Source organism: Flavobacterium sp. GT3R68 (assembly GCF_007109225.1).
GTDB lineage: Bacteria > Bacteroidota > Bacteroidia > Flavobacteriales > Flavobacteriaceae > Flavobacterium.
Map to the genome: position 1 here is coordinate 964,208 of NZ_VJZK01000001.1, position 20,969 is coordinate 985,176.

At 39.2% G+C, this 20,969-nt stretch carries 20 protein-coding genes; 15 read left to right on the forward strand and 5 right to left on the reverse strand.

The annotated features are described in order from the left end of the window. The first annotated feature begins 84 nt into the window (after positions 1-84). The 5 genes from FNW07_RS04155 to FNW07_RS04175 are packed head-to-tail and all read left to right on the forward strand — an operon-like array spanning position 85 to position 6,635. Positions 85-1,083, forward strand: a complete 999-nt coding sequence (locus FNW07_RS04155) for a homocysteine S-methyltransferase family protein (protein ID WP_126743707.1) — start codon at positions 85-87, stop codon at positions 1,081-1,083. Further along, a complete protein-coding gene (gene metH / locus FNW07_RS04160; protein WP_126743708.1) occupies positions 1,083-3,764 on the forward strand; it encodes a methionine synthase in 2,682 nt (893 codons plus the stop codon). Before FNW07_RS04155 ends, metH begins: the two co-directional genes overlap by 1 nt. A 31-nt stretch (positions 3,765-3,795) precedes the next feature. Further along, entirely contained in the window at positions 3,796-4,752 is a 957-nt protein-coding gene (gene metF, locus FNW07_RS04165; RefSeq protein WP_126743709.1) for a methylenetetrahydrofolate reductase [NAD(P)H], read from the forward strand. A gap of 32 nt (positions 4,753-4,784) precedes the next feature. After that, positions 4,785-5,873, forward strand: coding sequence for an acyloxyacyl hydrolase (locus FNW07_RS04170; protein WP_126743710.1), 1,089 nt, complete (start codon positions 4,785-4,787; stop codon positions 5,871-5,873). Between the two features lie 9 nt (positions 5,874-5,882). Next, positions 5,883-6,635: a GIN domain-containing protein gene (locus FNW07_RS04175; protein ID WP_126743711.1), complete on the forward strand. Its 753-nt coding sequence runs from the start codon at positions 5,883-5,885 to the stop codon at positions 6,633-6,635. A gap of 11 nt (positions 6,636-6,646) precedes the next feature. Here FNW07_RS04175 and gldA read toward each other — a convergent pair whose 3' ends face one another. Further along, positions 6,647-7,549, reverse strand: a complete 903-nt coding sequence (gldA, locus tag FNW07_RS04180) for a gliding motility-associated ABC transporter ATP-binding subunit GldA (RefSeq protein ID WP_126743712.1) — start codon at positions 7,547-7,549, stop codon at positions 6,647-6,649. Between the two features lie 280 nt (positions 7,550-7,829). Here gldA and FNW07_RS04185 point away from each other — a divergent pair, with 280 nt between their 5' ends. From FNW07_RS04185 to queA, 7 genes are all read left to right on the forward strand, one after another. Beyond that, positions 7,830-8,912, forward strand: coding sequence for a bifunctional 3-deoxy-7-phosphoheptulonate synthase/chorismate mutase type II (locus tag FNW07_RS04185; RefSeq protein ID WP_126743713.1), 1,083 nt, complete (start codon positions 7,830-7,832; stop codon positions 8,910-8,912). Between the two features lie 40 nt (positions 8,913-8,952). Next, positions 8,953-9,936: a ribosome small subunit-dependent GTPase A gene (gene rsgA / locus FNW07_RS04190; protein WP_126743714.1), complete on the forward strand. Its 984-nt coding sequence runs from the start codon at positions 8,953-8,955 to the stop codon at positions 9,934-9,936. A gap of 3 nt (positions 9,937-9,939) precedes the next feature. Further along, positions 9,940-10,392 (forward strand): D-aminoacyl-tRNA deacylase, encoded by a 453-nt coding sequence (dtd, locus tag FNW07_RS04195; RefSeq protein WP_126743715.1) that lies wholly within the window; start codon positions 9,940-9,942, stop codon positions 10,390-10,392. Positions 10,393-10,554: 162 nt separating this feature from the next. Continuing rightward, complete coding sequence (locus FNW07_RS04200; RefSeq protein ID WP_126743716.1) at positions 10,555-10,737, forward strand: hypothetical protein; 183 nt, start codon at positions 10,555-10,557, stop codon at positions 10,735-10,737. 65 nt (positions 10,738-10,802) lie between these two features. After that, positions 10,803-11,129: a nucleotide pyrophosphohydrolase gene (locus FNW07_RS04205; protein WP_126743717.1), complete on the forward strand. Its 327-nt coding sequence runs from the start codon at positions 10,803-10,805 to the stop codon at positions 11,127-11,129. Continuing rightward, positions 11,130-12,353 (forward strand): 3-phosphoshikimate 1-carboxyvinyltransferase, encoded by a 1,224-nt coding sequence (gene aroA / locus FNW07_RS04210; protein WP_126743718.1) that lies wholly within the window; start codon positions 11,130-11,132, stop codon positions 12,351-12,353. 137 nt (positions 12,354-12,490) lie between these two features. Beyond that, a complete protein-coding gene (gene queA, locus FNW07_RS04215) occupies positions 12,491-13,540 on the forward strand; it encodes a tRNA preQ1(34) S-adenosylmethionine ribosyltransferase-isomerase QueA (RefSeq protein WP_126743719.1) in 1,050 nt (349 codons plus the stop codon). Positions 13,541-13,609: 69 nt separating this feature from the next. Here the strand turns inward: queA and FNW07_RS04220 are convergent, their stop codons facing one another. Continuing rightward, the gene (locus FNW07_RS04220; RefSeq protein ID WP_126743720.1) at positions 13,610-14,341 is read right to left on the reverse strand and encodes an SIMPL domain-containing protein; all 732 of its coding nucleotides are present in this window, start codon (positions 14,339-14,341) and stop codon (positions 13,610-13,612) included. A 103-nt stretch (positions 14,342-14,444) separates the two neighbouring features. On the opposite strand from FNW07_RS04220, the gene kynU reads away from it, so the two are divergent. Together kynU and FNW07_RS04230 are read left to right on the forward strand one after the other, a co-directional pair. Beyond that, the gene (gene kynU / locus FNW07_RS04225) at positions 14,445-15,719 is read left to right on the forward strand and encodes a kynureninase (protein WP_126743721.1); all 1,275 of its coding nucleotides are present in this window, start codon (positions 14,445-14,447) and stop codon (positions 15,717-15,719) included. Positions 15,720-15,745: 26 nt separating this feature from the next. Next, positions 15,746-16,834 (forward strand): agmatinase family protein, encoded by a 1,089-nt coding sequence (locus FNW07_RS04230; protein ID WP_126743722.1) that lies wholly within the window; start codon positions 15,746-15,748, stop codon positions 16,832-16,834. A gap of 49 nt (positions 16,835-16,883) precedes the next feature. Here FNW07_RS04230 and FNW07_RS04235 read toward each other — a convergent pair whose 3' ends face one another. Next, positions 16,884-18,446 (reverse strand): hypothetical protein, encoded by a 1,563-nt coding sequence (locus tag FNW07_RS04235; RefSeq protein WP_126743723.1) that lies wholly within the window; start codon positions 18,444-18,446, stop codon positions 16,884-16,886. A 285-nt stretch (positions 18,447-18,731) separates the two neighbouring features. Here FNW07_RS04235 and FNW07_RS04240 point away from each other — a divergent pair, with 285 nt between their 5' ends. Further along, entirely contained in the window at positions 18,732-20,069 is a 1,338-nt protein-coding gene (locus FNW07_RS04240; RefSeq protein ID WP_126743724.1) for an NAD(P)/FAD-dependent oxidoreductase, read from the forward strand. A gap of 28 nt (positions 20,070-20,097) precedes the next feature. On the opposite strand, the gene FNW07_RS04245 is transcribed toward FNW07_RS04240, so the two are convergent. Continuing rightward, positions 20,098-20,460 carry a cupin domain-containing protein gene (locus tag FNW07_RS04245; RefSeq protein ID WP_126743725.1) on the reverse strand — a complete coding sequence of 121 codons (363 nt, stop codon included), beginning with the start codon at positions 20,458-20,460 and terminating at the stop codon, positions 20,098-20,100. A gap of 14 nt (positions 20,461-20,474) precedes the next feature. Next, positions 20,475-20,930 (reverse strand): DUF4440 domain-containing protein, encoded by a 456-nt coding sequence (locus FNW07_RS04250; RefSeq protein ID WP_126743726.1) that lies wholly within the window; start codon positions 20,928-20,930, stop codon positions 20,475-20,477. Positions 20,931-20,969: the final 39 nt, after the last annotated feature.

Consider the following 20,969-nt stretch of genomic DNA (forward strand, 5'->3'; position numbering starts at 1 on the left):
AGAAAAAAATAAAAGGATTTTCACTTCAATCGGGGCTAAAAAATAGATGTATTGAAGTTTTGTAAATTTTTTAAAGAAAACTAAATGTCAAAAATTCACGACGCGATTAAAAACCGGATATTGATCCTCGATGGAGCGATGGGAACGATGTTGCAGCGCTATAATTTCTCCGAAGAAGATTTTCGGGGCGAACGTTTCAAAGATTTTCCTCATTCCCTGAAAGGAAATAACGATTTGTTATCACTCACCCAGCCACAGGCGATTCGGGATATCCATGCCCAATATTTTACAGCAGGAGCCGATATTGTAGAGACCAATACTTTCTCGGGAACCACCATCGGTATGGCCGATTATCACCTGGAAGATTTAGTATATGAACTTAACTACGAATCGGCACGAATTGCCCGTGAAGTAGCAGACGAATTTACCACCAAAAACCCTAATAAACCAAGGTTTGTAGCCGGTTCTATCGGACCTACAAACCGAACAGCGAGTATGTCGCCCGACGTAAACGACCCGGGGTACCGCGCTGTCACTTTTGATGATTTGCGGATTGCCTACAAGCAACAAGTAGAAGCGCTGATCGATGGCGGCAGCGATATTCTGTTAGTGGAAACCATCTTCGATACGCTCAATGCCAAAGCGGCCTTGTTCGCCATTGAAGAAGTAAAGGAAGATCGAAAAATTGATATTCCAATTATGGTTTCAGGAACCATTACCGATGCTTCCGGAAGAACTCTTTCAGGTCAAACTGTGGAAGCTTTCCTGATTTCCATTTCCCATATCCCGTTGTTGAGTGTGGGATTCAATTGTGCTTTGGGTGCCGACCAGCTCAAGCCTTATTTAAAACAATTGGCGCACAATACCTCATTCAATATTTCGGCACATCCCAATGCCGGTTTACCCAATGCTTTTGGGCAATACGACCAGACGCCGGCGGAAATGCAGGCACTGATAAAAGAATATTTAGAAGATAACTTAATCAATATCATCGGTGGTTGCTGCGGAACCAATCCGGAACACATCCGCTTAATAGCAGAAGTCGCCAAAGAATACCAACCGAGAACTTTAGAAACGATATAATGGCAGAAGCTGACTGTAAAAAGTACCTGAAACTTTCAGGATTGGAACCTTTGATTATTACTCCCCAAACGAATTTCGTTAATGTCGGAGAACGGACCAATGTAACCGGTTCCCGAAAATTCCTTCGTCTGATCAAAGAAGAGCGCTACGACGAAGCGCTTTCTGTAGCCCGTGACCAGGTGGAAGGCGGCGCGCAAATCATCGATATCAATATGGATGAAGGCATGCTTGACGGCGTGCACGCGATGACGACTTTCCTAAATTTAATTGCGTCTGAACCGGATATTTCCCGCGTTCCGGTAATGATTGACAGCTCCAAATGGGAAATCATCGAAGCCGGTCTGAAAGTCGCTCAAGGCAAAAGTGTGGTAAATTCCATTTCGTTAAAAGAAGGAGAAGAAACGTTTATCCATCACGCCAAATTAGTAAAACGCTACGGTGCGGCTGTGATTGTCATGGCATTTGACGAAAAAGGCCAGGCCGATAACTACGAACGACGCATCGAAATTTGCAAACGTTCTTATGATATTTTAGTGGATAAAGTAGATTTTCCTGCCGAAGACATTATTTTCGATCCCAATATTTTCCCGGTGGCCACGGGAATGGATGAACATAAACTGAATGCGCTTGATTTCTTCAGAGCGACCAAATGGATTCGGGAAAATTTGCCATACGCTCATGTTAGTGGTGGTGTGAGTAATGTCTCGTTTTCTTTCCGTGGCAACGATAAAGTGCGTGAGGCCATGCATTCCGCCTTTTTATACCATGCCATTCAACATGGAATGACCATGGGAATCGTCAATCCCGAAATGCTTGAAATCTATGATGAAATCCCAAAAGATTTACTCGAACGCGTCGAAGATGTTTTACTCAATAGGAGAGAAGATGCTACCGAAAGATTGCTCGATTTTGCCGAAAATGTAAAAGGCGATGTCAAGAGTACTGAAAAAGCAATCCAAGAGTGGCGTTCGGGAACAATTCAGGAAAGATTGACGCATTCCTTAGTCAAAGGTATTGATGAATTTATCGAACTGGATATTGAAGAAGCCAGACAAGCGGCATCAAAACCCATCGAAGTTATCGAAATCAATCTTATGGCAGGTATGAACGTTGTCGGTGATTTATTCGGAAACGGGAAAATGTTTTTGCCTCAAGTGGTGAAATCTGCAAGGGTAATGAAAAAAGCAGTAGCGTATCTTTTGCCATTCATCGAATTGGAAAAAGACGGTAAGTCTACCTCTGCCGGAAAAGTCCTGATGGCGACCGTAAAAGGGGATGTTCACGATATCGGAAAAAATATTGTAGCGGTGGTTTTGGGCTGCAACAATTACGAAATCATTGATTTAGGGGTAATGGTTTCGCCGGAAAAAATCATCGAAACTGCCATCAGAGAAAACGTAGACATCATTGGATTGAGCGGATTGATTACGCCATCACTCGACGAAATGGTGTATCTGGCGAAAGAACTGGACAAACTCAACATCAAAATCCCAATAATGATTGGTGGTGCCACAACGTCAAGAGCACATACGGCCGTGAAAATTGCACCCGAATACACCGAAACTGTGGTTCATGTAAACGATGCTTCACGTGCAGTGACCGTTGCCGGAAATTTATTGAATATTGAAAGTAAAGTAGAATACTCCAAAGCTCTGCGTTCCGAATATGATGAATTACGGGAAGGGTATTTAAACAGAAGCCGGGATAAAAATTTCCTGACCATTGAAGAGGCGAGACTCAATAAACTAAAATTGGATTGGGAAAATTTCACTCCGGTAAAACCGAATTTCATCGGAACAAAAACCATTGAAGTCAGTATAGAAACTTTAGTCCCTTATATCGATTGGACACCATTCTTCAGGACGTGGGAATTATTCGGAAAATACCCAGCCATCTTAAATGATGAGGTTGTGGGTGAACAGGCAAAAGACGTTTTTAAAGATGCGCAGCAAATGCTGGCTGTGATTTTGAAAGAAAATAAACTTTCGGCTAAAGGGATTTACGGTATTTTCCCGGCGAACCAAATCAACGATGACGACATTGAATTATCAGATGCAAACGGAAAAAAATTACACACATTTTTGACCTTACGCCAGCAATCACAGAAAACCAAAGGAGCTTGTAACTTGGCTTTAGCCGATTTCATAGCGCCAAAAGACACCGGGAAAACGGATTATATGGGCGCGTTTTGCGTCACGACCGGTTTCGGTGTGGATGAATGGGCAGCCGAATTTGAGAAAAATCTAGATGATTATAATTCAATAATGGTCAAAGCACTCGCCGACCGTTTAGCCGAAGCTTTTGCGGAATACCTGCATGAAAAAATACGGACAGAAATCTGGGGCTACGCTTCCGAGGAACATCTTTCCAAACAGGATCTGATTGAAGAAGAATATAAAGGGATTCGTCCCGCGCCTGGTTATCCTGCCTGTCCCGATCATTTGGAAAAACCGACCATCTGGAAATTATTAAATGTGGAAGAGCAAATCGGTGTGAAACTTACAGAAAGTATGGCGATGTGGCCCGCTTCATCGGTTTCAGGATATTATTTCGGAAATCCGCAGAGCAAATACTTCGGTTTGGGAAAAATCAAGGAGGATCAGGTAATCGATTATGCCAAACGAAGAAATATTCCAACCGAAACGGCCAAAAAATGGCTCAATCCTAACATTGCCGATTAAATTTCAATTTTAAAATAAAACAATTACTTAAATGAAAGTAACGCAACATATAGAAAATGCAAAGGGGAAATCACTATTCTCTTTTGAAATATTACCTCCCTTAAAAGGACAAAACATACAATCTATTTTCGACAGCATCGATCCGTTGATGGAATTCAATCCGCCTTTCATAGATGTAACCTATCACCGGGAAGAATTTGAATTCAAGGAATTACCAAGTGGTTTATTGGAGAAAAAAATCGTCAAAAAACGCCCGGGAACTGTTGGGATATGTGCTGCCATTCAAAATAAATACCAGGTTGATGCGATTCCTCACATCCTTTGTGGCGGTTTTACCAAAGAAGACACGGAGAATTTCCTGATTGATATCGACTTTTTGGGCATTCAAAATGTAGTGGCGCTTCGCGGGGATGCCATCAAAAGCGAAACATATTTCAAGGCGGAAAAGGGGGGCCATCTGTATGCATCCGATTTGGTATCCCAAATATCAAATCTGAACAATGGCGTGTATTTAGATGCTGATTTACAAAATTCGTGCAGAACTGATTTTTGCATTGGTGTCGCCGGTTATCCCGAAAAACATATAGAAGCTCCCAGTCTGGATAGTGACATTCATTTTTTAAAGAAAAAAATCAAACATGGCGCAGAATACATCATCACTCAGATGTTTTTCGACAATCAAAAATATTTCGATTTTGTGGCAAAATGCAGGGCTGCAGGAATTACGGTTCCCATTATTCCCGGATTAAAACCCATCGCCACCAAAAAACAACTGAATTTAATTCCACATCGTTTTAGTGTAGAATTACCGGATGATCTGATTATGGAAGTCGTTCGTGCAACCGATGCAGAAGCGGTAAATCAGATTGGGATTGAATGGTGTATCAACCAAAGCAAGGAATTGATAAAAGCAGGAATTCCCGTATTGCATTACTACTCAATGGGTAAATCCCAAAACATAAAACAAATAGCGCAGTCCATATTCTAAAAAAGAATATATTTGCGGCTTTAATTGGTCAGATGAGAGTTTATTTAACGGGAGTATTGTTGTTGTTTTTCGGATTCGTTTCAGCGCAGGAATTTAACGATTCCAATGCTTTTGATGTGAATTATTTCACAGGAAATGTAATGCGACATGCACCGGATTTATCGCATTTGATAACCGGTCATCCCGAGGCCGTAATGTTTAGTTTTTCGAAAGAGACACATGGGAAAGAAGAATGGCATGCTATTTATAATTATCCGGATTATGGCGCTTATTTTTTATACCAGGATTTAAAGAATGAATATTTGGGACAATGCTATGCACTGGGTGGGCACTATAATTTTTATTTCCTGAAAAGAAAGCTGATGGTAAAAATAGCGGAAGGAATTGCAATGACTACCAATCCTCATGATAATATAACCAACAGTAAAAACAACGCATTTGGTTCCAAAATCATGGCCAATACCGATTTCGTCGTGAATTATAAGAAGGAAAATCTGATTGACAGATTTGGTATTCAGGCGGGATTTGTCTTTACGCATTTTTCCAACGGAAGAATTAAATCACCAAACAGCGGAATAAATACGTACAATATCAATTTTGGAATTAACTATAATTTTGGCAAGATTCAGCAAAATGCACCGGATACCATTTTTAACAGAGTAAAATTTACACAACCTATTAAATACAATTTCGTCCTGAGAACCGGAATTAATGAGAGTCCTATAATTGGTAGCGGAACGCATACTTTCTACCATATTGGATTGTATGCAGACAAACGCTTGGGCAGAAAAAGTGCAGTACAATTTGGGACCGAACTTTTTTTAACCAATTCTTTTAAAGATTTTATCAAGTACCAAGCTGTAGCTTATGAAAATGTAGATCCAAATACCGATTATAAAAGAATAGGAGTATTTATTGGTCACGAACTGTTCATCAACAAAATTTCGCTGGAAGCACAAGTGGGATATTATGTATACCAGCCTTACAAATATGATATCCCGGTTTATGACAGATTGGGAATGAAATATTATATCAGCGATAAATTTTTTACTGGCGTGTCCATTAAGACCCACGGATTTTTAGCGGAAGCATTAGAGTTTGCAATTGGAGCACGATTATAATTATTATATATGAAAAAAATACTACCCGTAATTGCATTATTATTTTTGATTTTAGGTTGTTCCAAACCTGGTGACTGTGTGGAATCAACCGGACCGATAACTTCCAAAGAATATGGTGTTCCGGAAGGAACTAACTTTGATAAAATAATTGTTTATCCCGGCATTGCACTTGTGGTCGCCGAAGGGCCTTATAAAATCGAGGTAAAAACGGGTGAGAATTTAATCGACGATATCGAAGTAAAAATCGTCGATGGATTATTGTCCTTACGCGATAATACTACGTGTAATTGGGTCCGTGAATACGGACAGACGACGGTCTATGTAACAGCCCCTGATATTATTGAATTGCACTCCAAAACCGAAAAAACCATTTCATCTAATGGTGTCCTGACTTTTCCAATATTGCGTTTGTTCTCTATGGATTTAACTGATGGTGCAGGAACCGGAGATTTTAATATTCAGGTCAATAATGTGCAGACAGTTATAGAAAACAACAATGTTGCCCGATACTATATCTCAGGGCAAACTAATCAGGTATTGCTGAATTTTTATGATGGAAATGGTCGTTTTATGGGCCAAAATTTAACTGCCAAATGGATTAAAGTTTTTCACCGGGGTTCCAATGATATGATTGTGAAGCCTGTGGATAGTATTACGGGAAAAATGGTCAGTACCGGAAATATAATCCTAAAAAGCACACTTCCCACTGATGGGATGAAAGTCAAAGAACTGTACCACGGACGCGTCATTTATAACCAATAGTTCTCTCAGAATTACTTCTTCTTGGTCATTTCCCTGAAAAGGGTTTCCAGGTTTTTGTTTTTCTGATTCAGCTGCAAGGTTTTGAGTCCATTGTCATGAGCGAAATCAAAAACCACAGGACGCATATCCTTATCGGAAGAGAATGTCAATTCCCAAACCATATCGTGCACGTTTTTGTATGATTTTAAATGAGGTATTCTTGCAATAAATTCTTCTTCGATTTTAAAATCAAATTCCACTTCAATAATCTGTTCTTTTTCAGCGGATATCAGGTTGTCCAGTTTTTTATCAGTGACGATTTTTCCGTTATTGATGATAATCACCCGGTCGCAAATCGCTTCGACTTCCTGCATGATATGTGTGGACAGAAAAACAGTTTTGTCTTTCCCAACATTCTTAATCACATTCCTGATTTCAACCAATTGATTCGGATCCAGACCTGTGGTCGGTTCATCCAGAATCAAAACATCCGGATTGTGCAGTAAAGCATTCGCCAAACCCACACGCTGACGGTATCCTTTGGACAATTGTCCTATTTTTTTATGGCTTTCAGAAGTCAAACCGGTCAACTCGATCACTTCTTCAATACGGGATTTTGCCACTTTATAAACATCGGCATTAAAGGCCAAATATTCACGGACATACAAATCAAGATATAACGGATTGTGTTCCGGCAAATAACCAACAGACAGCTGAACGGATTTTTGTTGTGCAGTCACGTCAAAGTTGTTGACGCTCGCCACACCTTCATCGGCGATGATATACGTTGTTAAAATTTTCATCAAGGTGGATTTTCCGGCACCGTTTGGCCCCAGGAAACCAACAATTTCTCCCCTATTTACAGAAAAAGAAATGTTGTCCAATGCTTTTTGGGCACCGTAACTCTTGGAAATATTCTTAACATCAATTGACATAATTCAGGATTTGAAGCAAAAGTAACAAAATAAATGATTGAATTATGACTGAAAAACACGAATTAAAAATCCAATTTTTTATATTTGCAGGAATGACATCGAATAAACAAAATATCTGGAACAATTCTCTTTGGTCTGCTTGGAAAAGCAGCAGGGATTGTCATGTCGTTATTTAATTGAAATTAAATAGAAACGAAAATACAAATCCCGGTCTCGCATCGGGATTTTTTTTGCTCCCAACCAAAGGGCAAAAACCTTAATTTTGTAACAAACAACAACTATGGAAAATAGTAAAGCATTGGGAACCTGGTTAGACGATTTCAAACTATCGCATCCAATAGTAATAGCGGGGCCTTGCAGCGCGGAAACCGAAGAACAGGTTTTGAAAATTGCACACGAATTGAAGGATTCGGATGTCAGTATTTTCAGGGCCGGTATCTGGAAACCAAGAACCCGTCCGGGCGGTTTTGAAGGCGTGGGTGCCATCGGATTAAAATGGCTTCAAAAAGCGAAAGCCGAAACAGGTCTGTTGATGGGAGTCGAAGTAGCCAATGCTGCACACGTAAAATTGGCGTTGGAACACGACATCGATATGCTGTGGATTGGCGCGCGCACTACCGTGAATCCGTTTGCGGTTCAGGAAATAGCTGATGCTTTGCAAAATACCGATAAAATAGTTTTGGTAAAAAACCCGGTAAATCCCGATTTAGCACTATGGATAGGTGGCGTAGAACGCCTGTATAATGCTGGAATCAAAAAATTAGGGGTTATTCACAGGGGATTTTCAACCTACGAAAAAACAAAATACAGAAACATACCTGAATGGCAGATTGCGATTGAATTACAAAACCGATTCCCGGATTTGCCATTGATTTGCGATCCGTCACATATTTCCGGAAAACGTGATATGATTTTGGAGGTTTCCCAGCAGGCATTGGACTTAAACTATGATGGATTGATGGTCGAAACCCATATTGACCCCGATCATGCTTGGAGTGATGCCGCCCAACAGGTAACTCCGGCCGCACTGAAACAAATATTTTCCGATTTGAAAATCCGGAATGTAGGAGTAGAGGAAGCTGATTTTAATCAAAAACTGGCTCGTCTTCGTATCGAAATTGATGATTTTGACACCAAATTGGTGGATATATTGGGCAAAAGAATGCAGGTTTCCAATAAAATTGGGGCGCTCAAGAAAGAAAAAAATGTTGCTGTTCTTCAAAGTAAACGGTGGAACGAGATATTGGGAAAAATGATACTGGAGGGCGAACAAAAGGAATTGAGTGAGGAATTTATTTTAAAAATCTTCAAGGCGATCCACCAAGAAAGCATTGTGCATCAGGAAAGAGTGATTAACAAGTAGTATATTCTGAATTTTAGACAAAACCATTTATCTTTGCTGCATGACAGGAATCGTTTATAAATCTACAGGGAGCTGGTATACCGTAAAATCCTCGGAAGGGGATTTTATTGAATGCCGTATGAAAGGGAAATTCAGGATAAAAGGAATCAAAAGCACCAATCCAATCGCGGTTGGAGATATTGTGGATTATGAACTGGATGAAAACTCGGATATCGTTACCGGAGTGATTCATAAAATCCATGACCGGAAAAATTATATTGTCCGTAAATCCGTGAATCTGTCGCATCAAATGCATATCATCGCCTCCAATATCGACCAGGTTTTTTTATTGATTACGATTAACAATCCGCCAACGACCACTAATTTTATCGACCGTTTTCTAGTTACAGCAGAAGCCTACGGAATTGAAGCCATTTTGATTTTCAATAAGATCGATACGTACGATGAGGCGACCGTTGAAGAACAATTGTACCTGCAACATATCTATCAGCAAGTGGGATACAAATGTCTTCGGGTTTCTTCCACACAAGGAAAAGGAGTGGAGGAGCTTAAGGAGATGATGTTTGGAAAGGTCAGTATGTTTTCGGGTCATTCCGGTGTTGGAAAATCCACATTAGTCAATGCGATGGAACCGAGCCTGCATTTAAAAACCAAAGATATTTCGGAACAAAGCAAACAGGGACAACACACCACTACTTTTGCAGAAATGTATGATTTGGCTTTTGGGGCTCATATTATTGACACACCAGGAATAAAAGGATTTGGAATTGTTGATATGGAAAAAGAAGAAATCAGCGGGTATTTTCCGGAATTCTTCAAACTGAAAGACCAGTGTAAATTCAATAACTGCCTGCATAAGGAAGAACCCCATTGCGCCATCAAATCAGCATTGGAAAGAGACGAGATTGCATGGTCGCGTTACAACAGTTATCTGAAAATTTTGGAAGGTGATGATGAGCATTATCGCACCGATATCCATAATGAGGATCGTATTGCCAGTGACGAAACTAGGAATAAGCAATAAAGGATGAAAGCAGTGATTCAAAGAGTTGCCGAAGCTTCCGTAACCATCAATGGACAAAAAACAGCAGCTATTCAGAAGGGATTGTTAATTCTCATCGGAATAGAAAATGAAGACAATCAGGAAGACATCAATTGGCTGGTGAGTAAAATTATCAACCTTCGTATTTTTGGGGATGAAAACGAGGTGATGAATTTATCAGTAAAAGATGTAAACGGTGATATTATTATCGTAAGCCAGTTCACACTTCATGCCAGCACAAAAAAAGGAAATCGCCCATCTTATATTAAAGCCGCAAAGCCTCAAATTGCCATTCCGATGTATGAAAATTTCATTACTAGGACAGAAGCTGAATTAGGTAAAAAAGTTCAGACAGGAGAATTTGGTGCAGATATGAAAGTCAGTTTAATTAATGATGGCCCGGTTACGATTCTTATAGACAGTAAAAACAACGAATGATGAACATATTTTAATACAGCAACCACCTGAGAAAAAACTATTTTCTAATAGTTTTTTTGTTTTGGTTGGTTTCCATGCAGTAGGTCAAATAGCCACATTATCCATTCCGGACAGTCTGAAAACTAACGCGAATGCAGTAGTGCGATTGAATCAGTAAAAAGCATGTTGATTTCCACGAAACGTATTGTAACGATATTGAATGTAAAAGGCGAATCGCGTATTGATGCCAATCAATTTTATGATAATTCCACGCGTGTAAAATCCTTGGAGGCAGTAATCTATAATCAGTTCGGAAATGAAATAAAAAGGTTTAAAAAGAAGGATTTTAATTTTATGATGAGTTGAAAGAGTTCTATGCCCTGATAATTAAAAAACAAAACGAAAAAATTGTCCTTAAAAAAGTATAAATCATGAATCTAAAAAACGCACAACTCGATGTCGATACCTGGATCAAAGAACATGGTGTACGCTATTTCAATGAGCTGACCAATATGGCGCAGCTTACCGAAGAAGTAGGCGAGGTAGCCCGGATTATTGCCCGCCGTTATGGAGAGCAGTCCGAAAAAGAAAGCGATAAAAACAAAGATTTAGGTGAGGAATTGGCCGATGTGGTTTTCGTTGTACTATGTTTGGCGAATCAGACCGGAATTGATCTTCAGGCCGCTTTTGACAAGAAAATGGATTTGAAATCGGTCCGCGACAAAGACCGTCACCGCAACAACGAAAAGCTAAAATAAATGCATTTACTGCTGATAGCAAATAGTATCGCCAATAAAACGGCAATTTCAATCACCGGTTCAAAATCTGAAACGAACCGTTTGTTATTGCTCCAGGGTCTATATCCCAATATTACCTTACATAACATTTCCAATTCGGATGATTCCGATGTAATGATAAAAGCCTTGCAAAGCGATGATTCGATAATCGACATCCATCATGCAGGAACAGCGATGCGATTTCTGACTGCTTATTTTTCGGTCCAGCAAGGTAAGACAGTAACGCTGACGGGCTCCTCCAGAATGAAAGAAAGACCAATTCATGTTTTGGTAGCGGCATTACGCCAATTGGGTGCCGAAATAGAATATTTGGAAAATGAAAATTTCCCACCAATCAAAATTAAAGGGCAAAAACTCCAACATCATGCCATTACTTTAAAAGCAGACGTCAGCAGTCAATACATTTCTGCATTATTGCTGATTGCGCCCAAACTTGAAAAGGGATTGGAATTGACTCTTGAAGGTAAGGTTACATCTGTCCCTTATATAAAGATGACTTTGGCTTTGCTGAATGAAATCGGTGTGGAAACATCTTTTGCAGATAATAAAATAATAGCTTTCCCTAAAAAAGAAATTTCGGATTCCAAAATCACCGTCGAAAGCGACTGGTCTTCGGCTTCTTACTTTTATTCAATTGTCGCTTTATCTGACGAAAATACCCAGATTACATTGTCGAGTTACAAACAAAACAGTTTTCAGGGCGACAGTACCCTGGCTGAACTCTATCAGAATCTTGGCGTGACCACCACATTTCATGAAAATCAAATAACGTTAACAAAGCAGAAACAACAGCTAGTGTCACTGGATCTAAACCTGAATCACACACCTGACCTTGCCCAAACGATAGCGGTAACCTGTTTCGGATTGGGAATCGGATGTCATTTGACGGGCCTGCATACCTTGAAAATAAAAGAAACCGACCGTTTGGAAGCGTTACAAGCGGAGTTGTCAAAATTAGGTGCAAGCGTTCAGATTAATGATGATAGTATTACAATCGAACCTTCCGCAGCAATCAAATCCGGAATTACAATACAAACCTATGACGACCACCGTATGGCAATGGCATTTGCTCCTTTGGCGATAAAAGTGCCCATCGAAATCGAAAATGCTGAGGTAGTTTCCAAATCCTATCCCGATTTTTGGCAGGATTTGAAAACAATCGGGTTTAATATTTTAGAAAAATAAACCTAAGAAAGCACTGTTTAATGACCTTGCGCAGTTTTCAACAGTTTAAGTTACAGCCTCTAAAATAAATAAACATCAAAACACTTGACAACGCCTATTCCACAATCGTATATTTGCAACCTAAATAAAAAGACTTCATGAAATTATCCCATTTTCAATTTAATTTACCAAAAGAACTTCTTGCAGAATATCCGGCTGAAAATAGAGATGAGGCACGTTTAATGGTTATCAATCGTGCGAAAAAAACCATTGAGCACAAAATGTTCAAGGATGTAATCGATTATTTTGATGATGGAGATGTTCTGGTTCTGAATAACACCAAAGTTTTTCCAGCCCGTTTATACGGAAATAAAGAAAAAACAGGAGCCAGAATTGAAGTATTCTTGTTGAGAGAATTGAATGCCGAACAACGTCTTTGGGATGTTTTGGTTGATCCGGCACGTAAGATCAGAATCGGGAACAAGTTGTATTTTGGTGATGATGATTCGTTGGTGGCTGAGGTAATCGATAATACTACCTCCCGTGGTAGAACATTGCGTTTTCTTTATGACGGTTCGTATGAAGAATTCAGAAATAAATTGACAGAGTTGGGTGAAACCCCAATCCCTAAATACATCAACAGAGAAGTAACCCCAGAAGATGCGGAACGTTACCAAACTATTTATGCTAAAGAGGAAGGTGCTGTTGCGGCTCCAACTGCAGGATTGCACTTCTCGAAGCATTTGTTGAAAAAATTGGAAATCAAAGGTGTGAATTTTGCCGAAGTGACTTTGCACGTTGGTTTGGGAACTTTCAATCCTGTTGAAGTAGAAGATTTATCCAAGCACAAAATGGATTCGGAAGAGTTGAAAATTACTCAGGAAGCCTGCGATATTGTGAATACGGCCAAAGCCAAAAAGAAAAAGGTTTGCGCAGTAGGAACAACTTCTATGCGTGCTGTAGAAAGCGCTGTTTCTTCACAAAAAACATTGAATACATTTGATGGATGGACAAATAAATTTATTTTTCCTCCTCATGATTTCAGTATTGCGGATTGTATGATTACTAATTTCCATACGCCTAAATCAACTTTATTAATGATGGTTTCGGCATTTTGCGGACATGATTTAATGAAAAAAGCATACGAAGAAGCGATCAAAGAAGAATATAAATTCTATTCTTACGGTGATGCGATGCTAATAATATAAGCTATTCCACATTTAACAAAAAATCCCGTCAGCAATGACGGGATTTTTTGTTATAAAATCTATGAGGAATTAATTTACTTCATAAACCAATTTTACCGTGATGTTGGCAGTCTTATTCTTGGAATTGGTGTTAAACGAACCGCCGTATGAAAAATCTTCTGATGAATTCTGACCCGTAATCTGAAAAACGCCCATATCAGATTTCTTCAGATGACCCAAACCGGCATCTGCATTTTCTGCTATGCTTTTAGCACGTGTACTGGCATCTTTAGTGGCTTCTGCAATCATTTTTATTTTCAGCTCTGCAAGTTTTGTATAGTAATATTCAGGTGGATTGGAGTAGAATTCCACACCGGAGTTAATCAATTCACTGGATTGCCTGGAAATATCTTCAATTTTATTGACGTCCTTAGACTGAACTGTTACACTTTGGGTTAAGGTGAATCCGGCAAAAACCTGTTGTCTGGTGCTTCCGTTTTCGTTATAAATGATGTCAAAATCTTTGTTGAAATTTACTGCAGAAAAAACCATTTCATCGGATTTGATCCCTTTGGATGATAAATATCTTTTGATACTTTCCCTGTCGCTATCCAATGAAGCATAGGCATCTTTCAAAGTCAGGCTCTTTTTTGAAAAAGAACCACTCCAGACTATCAAATCGGAAACAAAATCCTTTTTCCCCAATCCTGTAACGCTAATAGTGTCGTTACCCTTATTCCTGTTCTGAAAGGCATTTGAAAATAAAAAGGCCGAAACGATTACGGCAATAGCAATAATGATAGCGTTCGAATAGGTTTTCATAAAATTGAACTTTAAATTTATAAATGTATGAAATTATTGGAATGGTTTAATCCGTGGGAATTCTTATTTTTTCTTATTTTTACCGTCTTTAAAAGAAAAACCAATGACTTTTCAAAATACAAGGGAATTTGCGCAGGAACTCGATGCTCAGGATATACTGGCTCACTATAGAAACGAATTTATTTTTCCGGAAGTCAACGGAAAAAAAGTGATTTATTTCACCGGAAATTCCCTTGGATTACAACCTAAAAGAACCAAAGCATACGTTGATGATGTCATGAATGACTGGGCGAATCTTGGCGTTGAAGGGCATTTTTATGCCGAAAAACCTTGGTGGGATTATCACGAACGTTTTGCAAAACCATTGAGTAAAATTGTCGGTGCTTTGCCAAGTGAAGTAACCGTGATGAATACCCTTACGGTAAATCTTCACTTGCTAATGGCCTCGTTTTACAAACCGACTCCAAAAAGATATAAAATCCTTTGTGAGGCGAAAGCTTTTCCGAGTGACCAATATATGATTCAGAGTCAGGTGCAGTTCCATGGATTAAACCCGAATGACACTATTGTGGAAATCCAGCGCCGTGAGGGCGAACATAATATCCGTCTCGAAGATGTATTGGCAAAAATCAATGAAGTCGGAGATGAGTTGGCATTAGTTTTGATTGGTGGTGTGAATTATTACACCGGACAGGTTTTTGACATGAAAGCCATTACCGAAGCAGGTCACAAAGCCGGTGCATATGTGGGTTGGGATTTAGCGCATGCTGCAGGAAATATCAAATTGGAATTGCACGATTGGAATGTGGATTTTGCCGCGTGGTGCAGTTATAAATATATGAATTCAGGACCTGGTAATGCGTCGGGTTGTTTTATTCATGAAATGCATCACAATAATACAAAACTGTCCAGATTAGCCGGATGGTGGGGACATAACAAAGAAAGACGTTTCAAAATGGAACCTGTTTTCGATCCCGTTCGCGGTGCGGATGGTTGGCAGGTGAGCAATTTGCCCATCTTATCGCTTGCTCCGTATTTGGCTTCAGTGGATATGTTTGATGAAGTTGGAATGGACGCACTTATTAAAAAAAGAGATAAAATTACAGCGTATTTAGAATTCATACTACAACAAATTGATTTGGAGGTCGACAGTACGTTTGAAATCATCACACCAACCAATTCAAGTGAAAGAGCATGCCAGTTGTCTGTTTTTCTGCATGGGGAAGGCCGTTCGTTATTTGATTATTTAATGAAAAATGGTGTGATTACCGATTGGAGAGAGCCAAATGTAATCCGTTTGGCACCAGTTCCATTGTACTGTTCTTTTGAAGACATGTATGAATTTGGACAAATATTAAAAAAAGGAATTATTGGGTAATTGATTTTACCATAAAAATATATAAAATGACCAAAGAACAAAAAATAGCCAATTTCGATCCTTCACAACCGGGATTAGCCGATGAAAGTATTTTCGGATTACCATTTACGGCAGAGGAAAGTGAAATCATTATTATTCCCGTGCCTTGGGAAGTTACCGTGAGTTATGGCGCCGGTGCATCCGATGGTCCTGAGGCTATTTTGGATGCTTCTTTCCAAGTGGATTTGCACCACCAGGAATTTCCGGAATTATGGAAATTAGGGATATTTTTGGATTTGAGTACCGAAACCGCACAATGGGCAGATGACAGTGTTCGTTTCAAAGCTTTGGCGCAGCCAATCATTGAAGCATTGGAAAACGGAGAGAAAATTGAAAACAATCTGGTCTTGAAAAGGGATTTGGATTCCATTAATAATGTTTGCCATGAATTGAATGAAGCGGTAAAAGCCAGAACCCTTTACTGGATGTCAAAAGGTAAAATGGTCGTTTTGTTAGGTGGTGATCATAGTACTCCACTGGGTTACTACCAGGCCCTGGCAACCAAACACGAGGAATTCGGAATTCTTCATATTGATGCACACATGGATTTGAGAATTGCCTATGAAGGGTTTCAATATTCGCATGCATCCATTATGTATAATGCGTTACAGCTTCCGCAGATAAAAAAAATTGTTCAGGTGGGAATCCGTGACTTCTGTAAACAGGAAGTAGAGGTGGTGACCGGCGAAAAAAACAGGGTATTGGTTCATACGGATATCGATTTGAAAGCAGAATCTTTTAAAGGGGTAACCTGGGAACAGCAATGTGACGCTATTATCAGTGCTTTGCCGCAAAAAGTTACCATCAGTTTTGATATTGACGGATTGAGTTTTTGGCATTGCCCTAATACGGGAACTCCTGTTCCGGGTGGACTTTCTTTTGAGCAGGCTGCTTATTTGTTAAGTAAATTAGCCGACAGCGGTAAAGAAATCATTGGATTTGATTTGGTTGAAGTAGCACCTGGTGATGACGACTGGGATGGCAATGTAGGCGCGAGAATGTTGTACCATATGTGTGGTGTTTTTGCTAAAAACAATGGGTTGGAAGTAGGAAACAGGATTGATTTCAATAAATAATTGCCAGAAATATTCTAACATGAAAAGGCTTGCGTAATGCAGGCCTTTTTTAGATTAAAATTTTCTTTAATCCTTCGGCAATGCCTCGCCATAGTAGGTTATAAAAAGATTTTTCCGGAATCCTTTTTACCTCCACATCGGCTTTTTTGGTCTTGTTATCGGAATCATTTTTAATCAGCAGATTGGCAATAAAGCTCTTTAACTTGTTTTTCTTTTCCGGTTTGTTCTTTCTGTAGAAGGTCACTTTCACGTCATGATACTTCAGGTCCAAATCCCCCTTCATGACATCACTATTACCTGTAAAATTAAAATGGATTTCGTCTAAAACACCTTTGATAGAGGCATTCATATATGGCTTTACGAACGGATACAGTTTCTCGGTATTGAAATTGTGGACACTTCCCCTAATCTTAAAACCATCACTTCTATCCATCACATTGAAAGTCCAGTTTGCTTTTAGCTGTGAAGTGTTCATCAGTCGGCAATTGATTTTTATCTTCGTATCAGGAAGTTTCTTTTGGCCAAAACCGCTCTGGATATTGGTGGCTGTCAAATTGAATTGACTGAAACTTACTTTCGCCGGTCCTCGTTTCGGTTCAATTTCCTCTTCATAAACCACTAATGAATTACGCATCGAAAGCGTGTCAATCTTCATTGAAAACTTGAGATCTCTTAAAAGTTTGTTGTTCAATGATTTTTTTTTCAAATCATCGGGAGGCGTTTTGCTTCGGTAAATATTGGCTGATAGCTGGTCTAAGTGGATTGCATTCGCATTGATGAAAAATCGGTCATTTTCAAAACCCCAATGAATGTTATTTATAGAAGCGGAATCTGTGGTCACGGTATATAAATCTTTTTCCTTTTGCAATCTTTTTACAAAACCTTTGCGCCCATAAGAGGGGATTAGAGCCAGTTTGGAAATGCGAACCTGATTGCCCTCTTTTTGGAATAAGGCTGCCTCCAAATGGTAAAATGGATTGATGCGATAATAAATTTTTTCACAACTTACGCTTGATTTCTGATAAGAAAAGGGTATTTTGTTTTTAAGTGTTTCCTCTGTTATTACAATTCCTTCCAGCTGCAGATTTATATTTCCGGCACTAAGAATGTCTTTGTTGTTTTTGACATACACCATTTTTAACCGACCCTCCTTTAAATAAATATCCGAAACCACAATTATTTCACGGAAAGGATCCACCACTTTGGTACGGAAGCTTTTGGTATCGTTGATGGCTTTTTCATTTTTTTTGTAAATGACCACTTCGGGACCGTTGATGGTAATGCTTCTTGCTCTGATCTTATCATCAAATATGAGATCCCAAGCTTTAAATTTTTTGATTTGTAATGATTTGATTTTGGAGTAGATCCCTGCTTTTTGGAGTGTATCGTTCAGTGCAGCTTTGGGAACTATAACTACTTCAGTTGCGTCAATGTTTCCCGACCATAAGGACACATCCAAATTTTTGTACGTGATGTTATAGGAACTCTTATTTTTATTAGAAATGATTTTAGGGAGTTGCCGGTCGACCCAAAAATTTACTCCCAAATTGATTAACAAAAGGAGTATTATGATGCTCACTAACCCAATTATTACTTTTTTGTATAAAGGCATCGTTTTAGTTTTGTTGAAATCTAATGGGATTAGTACTAGATCTGGCCAGCGTATCACTTTTTATAGAATTATATCTTTCATTAAAAGCAACCGCTTTTGGATCTTCCATCCTTGAAATTACAAAAAAATAGGCATTGCTCAGATTATATTATAATAATTTTAACGGGAAATCTGCCTAAAACGGAATGAATGTGTCATGAAATGTGTTTAAATTATTATTGATTTTTAAAGGATTATATTTATAATTACTTAATTTTGTGGACTTACATTTACATTCATTTCTTGATGCAAAAAACTCTTAAAATTGCTGTTGTCGGGTCCGGATTAGTGGGGTCGTTATTGGCAATTTATCTCAAAAAAGCCGGTCATATTGTTCATGTTTATGACAGAAGCCCTGATATTCGTAAAATAGAATTTTCGGGACGTTCCATAAATCTGGCCATGTCGCACCGCGGCTGGAAAGCTTTGGATGCAGTGGGGATAGGTGATGAGGTACGCACAATTGCCATTCCTATGGAAAAGCGCGCCATCCATTTGATTGACAAGCTTAACTTCCAGAATTACGGGCAGGAAGGGGAGAGTATTTATTCGATTTCGAGAGGCACACTGAACAGAAAAATGATTGATTTGGCTGAACAAGCCGGTGCTGAATTTTTCTTCGAACACAAAATTTGGGATGTGACCTTGGCGGAAGCGACTTTGCATATTGGCGAAGAAGAGCGTGGTGAATGGAAAGCATTTAAATACGATATGGTTTTTGGTGCTGATGGCGCATTTTCCAGAGTTCGTCACAGAATGCAACGTCAAAGCATGTTTAATTATTCACAGGAGTTTTTGAACTCAGGCTATAAAGAATTAAATATTCCGGCGAATCCTGATGGTACCCATAAATTAGATAAAAACTCTTTTCATATCTGGCCCAGAGGGGAATACATGCTGATTGCCTTACCCAATCTCGATGGAAGTTTTACCTGTACCTTATTCATGCCTTTTGAAGGGGAAAATTCGTTTGCATCCTTAACCGACAGAAAATCGGTAGAAGCTTTTTTTGAGAAAAATTTGCCGGATACCATTGACGTTATTCCAAAATTGACCGAAGATTTTTTCAAAAACCCAACCAGTACTTTGGTTACGATGAAATGTTTTCCATGGACTTATGAAGATAAAGTAGCATTAATAGGCGATGCGTGTCATGCCATTGTTCCGTTTTACGGTCAGGGAATGAATGCCGGTTTTGAGGATATTACTGTTTTATATGAATTAACAAAAAAATTGGGCGACGACTGGAAAGCGATTTTTTCGGAATATGAAACCTTAAGAAAACCAAACGCGGATGCTATTGCCGAATTGTCATATCGTAATTTTATGGAAATGAGTTCCAAAACGGCAGATGAGAAATTTTTACTTCAAAAGAAAATTGAAAAAAGTTTCGCAGAAAAGCACCCTGAAAAATGGCTACCCTTATACGACCGGGTAACTTTCAGCCATCGTCCGTATTCTGAGGCGTTGGCTATCGGAAATCACCAAAATGAGATTATGGAGGAGATAATGAAAACCCCCAATATCGAAACCGTATGGGATAGTCCCGAAGTAGAAAATAAAATTTTGGATTTATTGCAATAACAAAAGGAGCTCCACTCGGGCTCTTTTTTTATTCTTCCCGATGCACCAAATCCATACTGAAGGCGGGTTGGCAGACTGCAATGTATTCGCAGGGTTCGTCAAACGGATTGGAATATTGAATCCTCGTGTTTTTTTCGATTTTGATGGATTGCCCCGCTTCCAAGATCACAAGTTCTCCTTCGATAACGAATTGCTTCTTACCTCTAATAATATAGGTATATTCATCAAATTCGGGAGTCTGGAAAGGTTCACTCCATTTCGGCGGAGCAATCATGTGTGCCAGTGAAATTTCGGAATTGCTGGTTGTGGCGTTTCCGTGGTGTTCTTCAATCAGTTTGCCATCGCTTGTCGGAACTACAAATGGGTCTTTTTGGATAAAATATTTTTTCATAAATGAGGTATTGATTAATCCCATACATATTTCCATGATCCGTCGGGCTGTCTTTTCCAGACGGTATGAAAAACGCCTTTGGAAACCTGTTCTTTTCCGGAAGCATCGGTCGAATGCCATTCGTATTTTCCGTACGTATAGGCTAAATCACCCGCTTTTGAAACTTCAATGTAGTCCGGGGTCCATTTTACGGAAACATTTTTATAATTGGGTTGGGAATAATATTTTCGGATATTATCTCTTCCAGTGATTAACGTGTCACGCTCTCTTTTGATAGTCGCATTGGCATCGGCATAGTGATAAAAGCCTTCTGCTACACCTTTATCCGCGACCAATTTTTCAAAATCCTTTTCGGCTTTCATAATTTCTCCTTTGTATATTTCGGCTTGGGCAATTGCATTTTTATTGGGACTGCACCCAATAATAATTACTGCTGCCAAAACGATGAAGGTAAAATGTAACTTTTTCATTTGATGTCTTTGATTTTTTGAATTTTCAAATTTAATTGG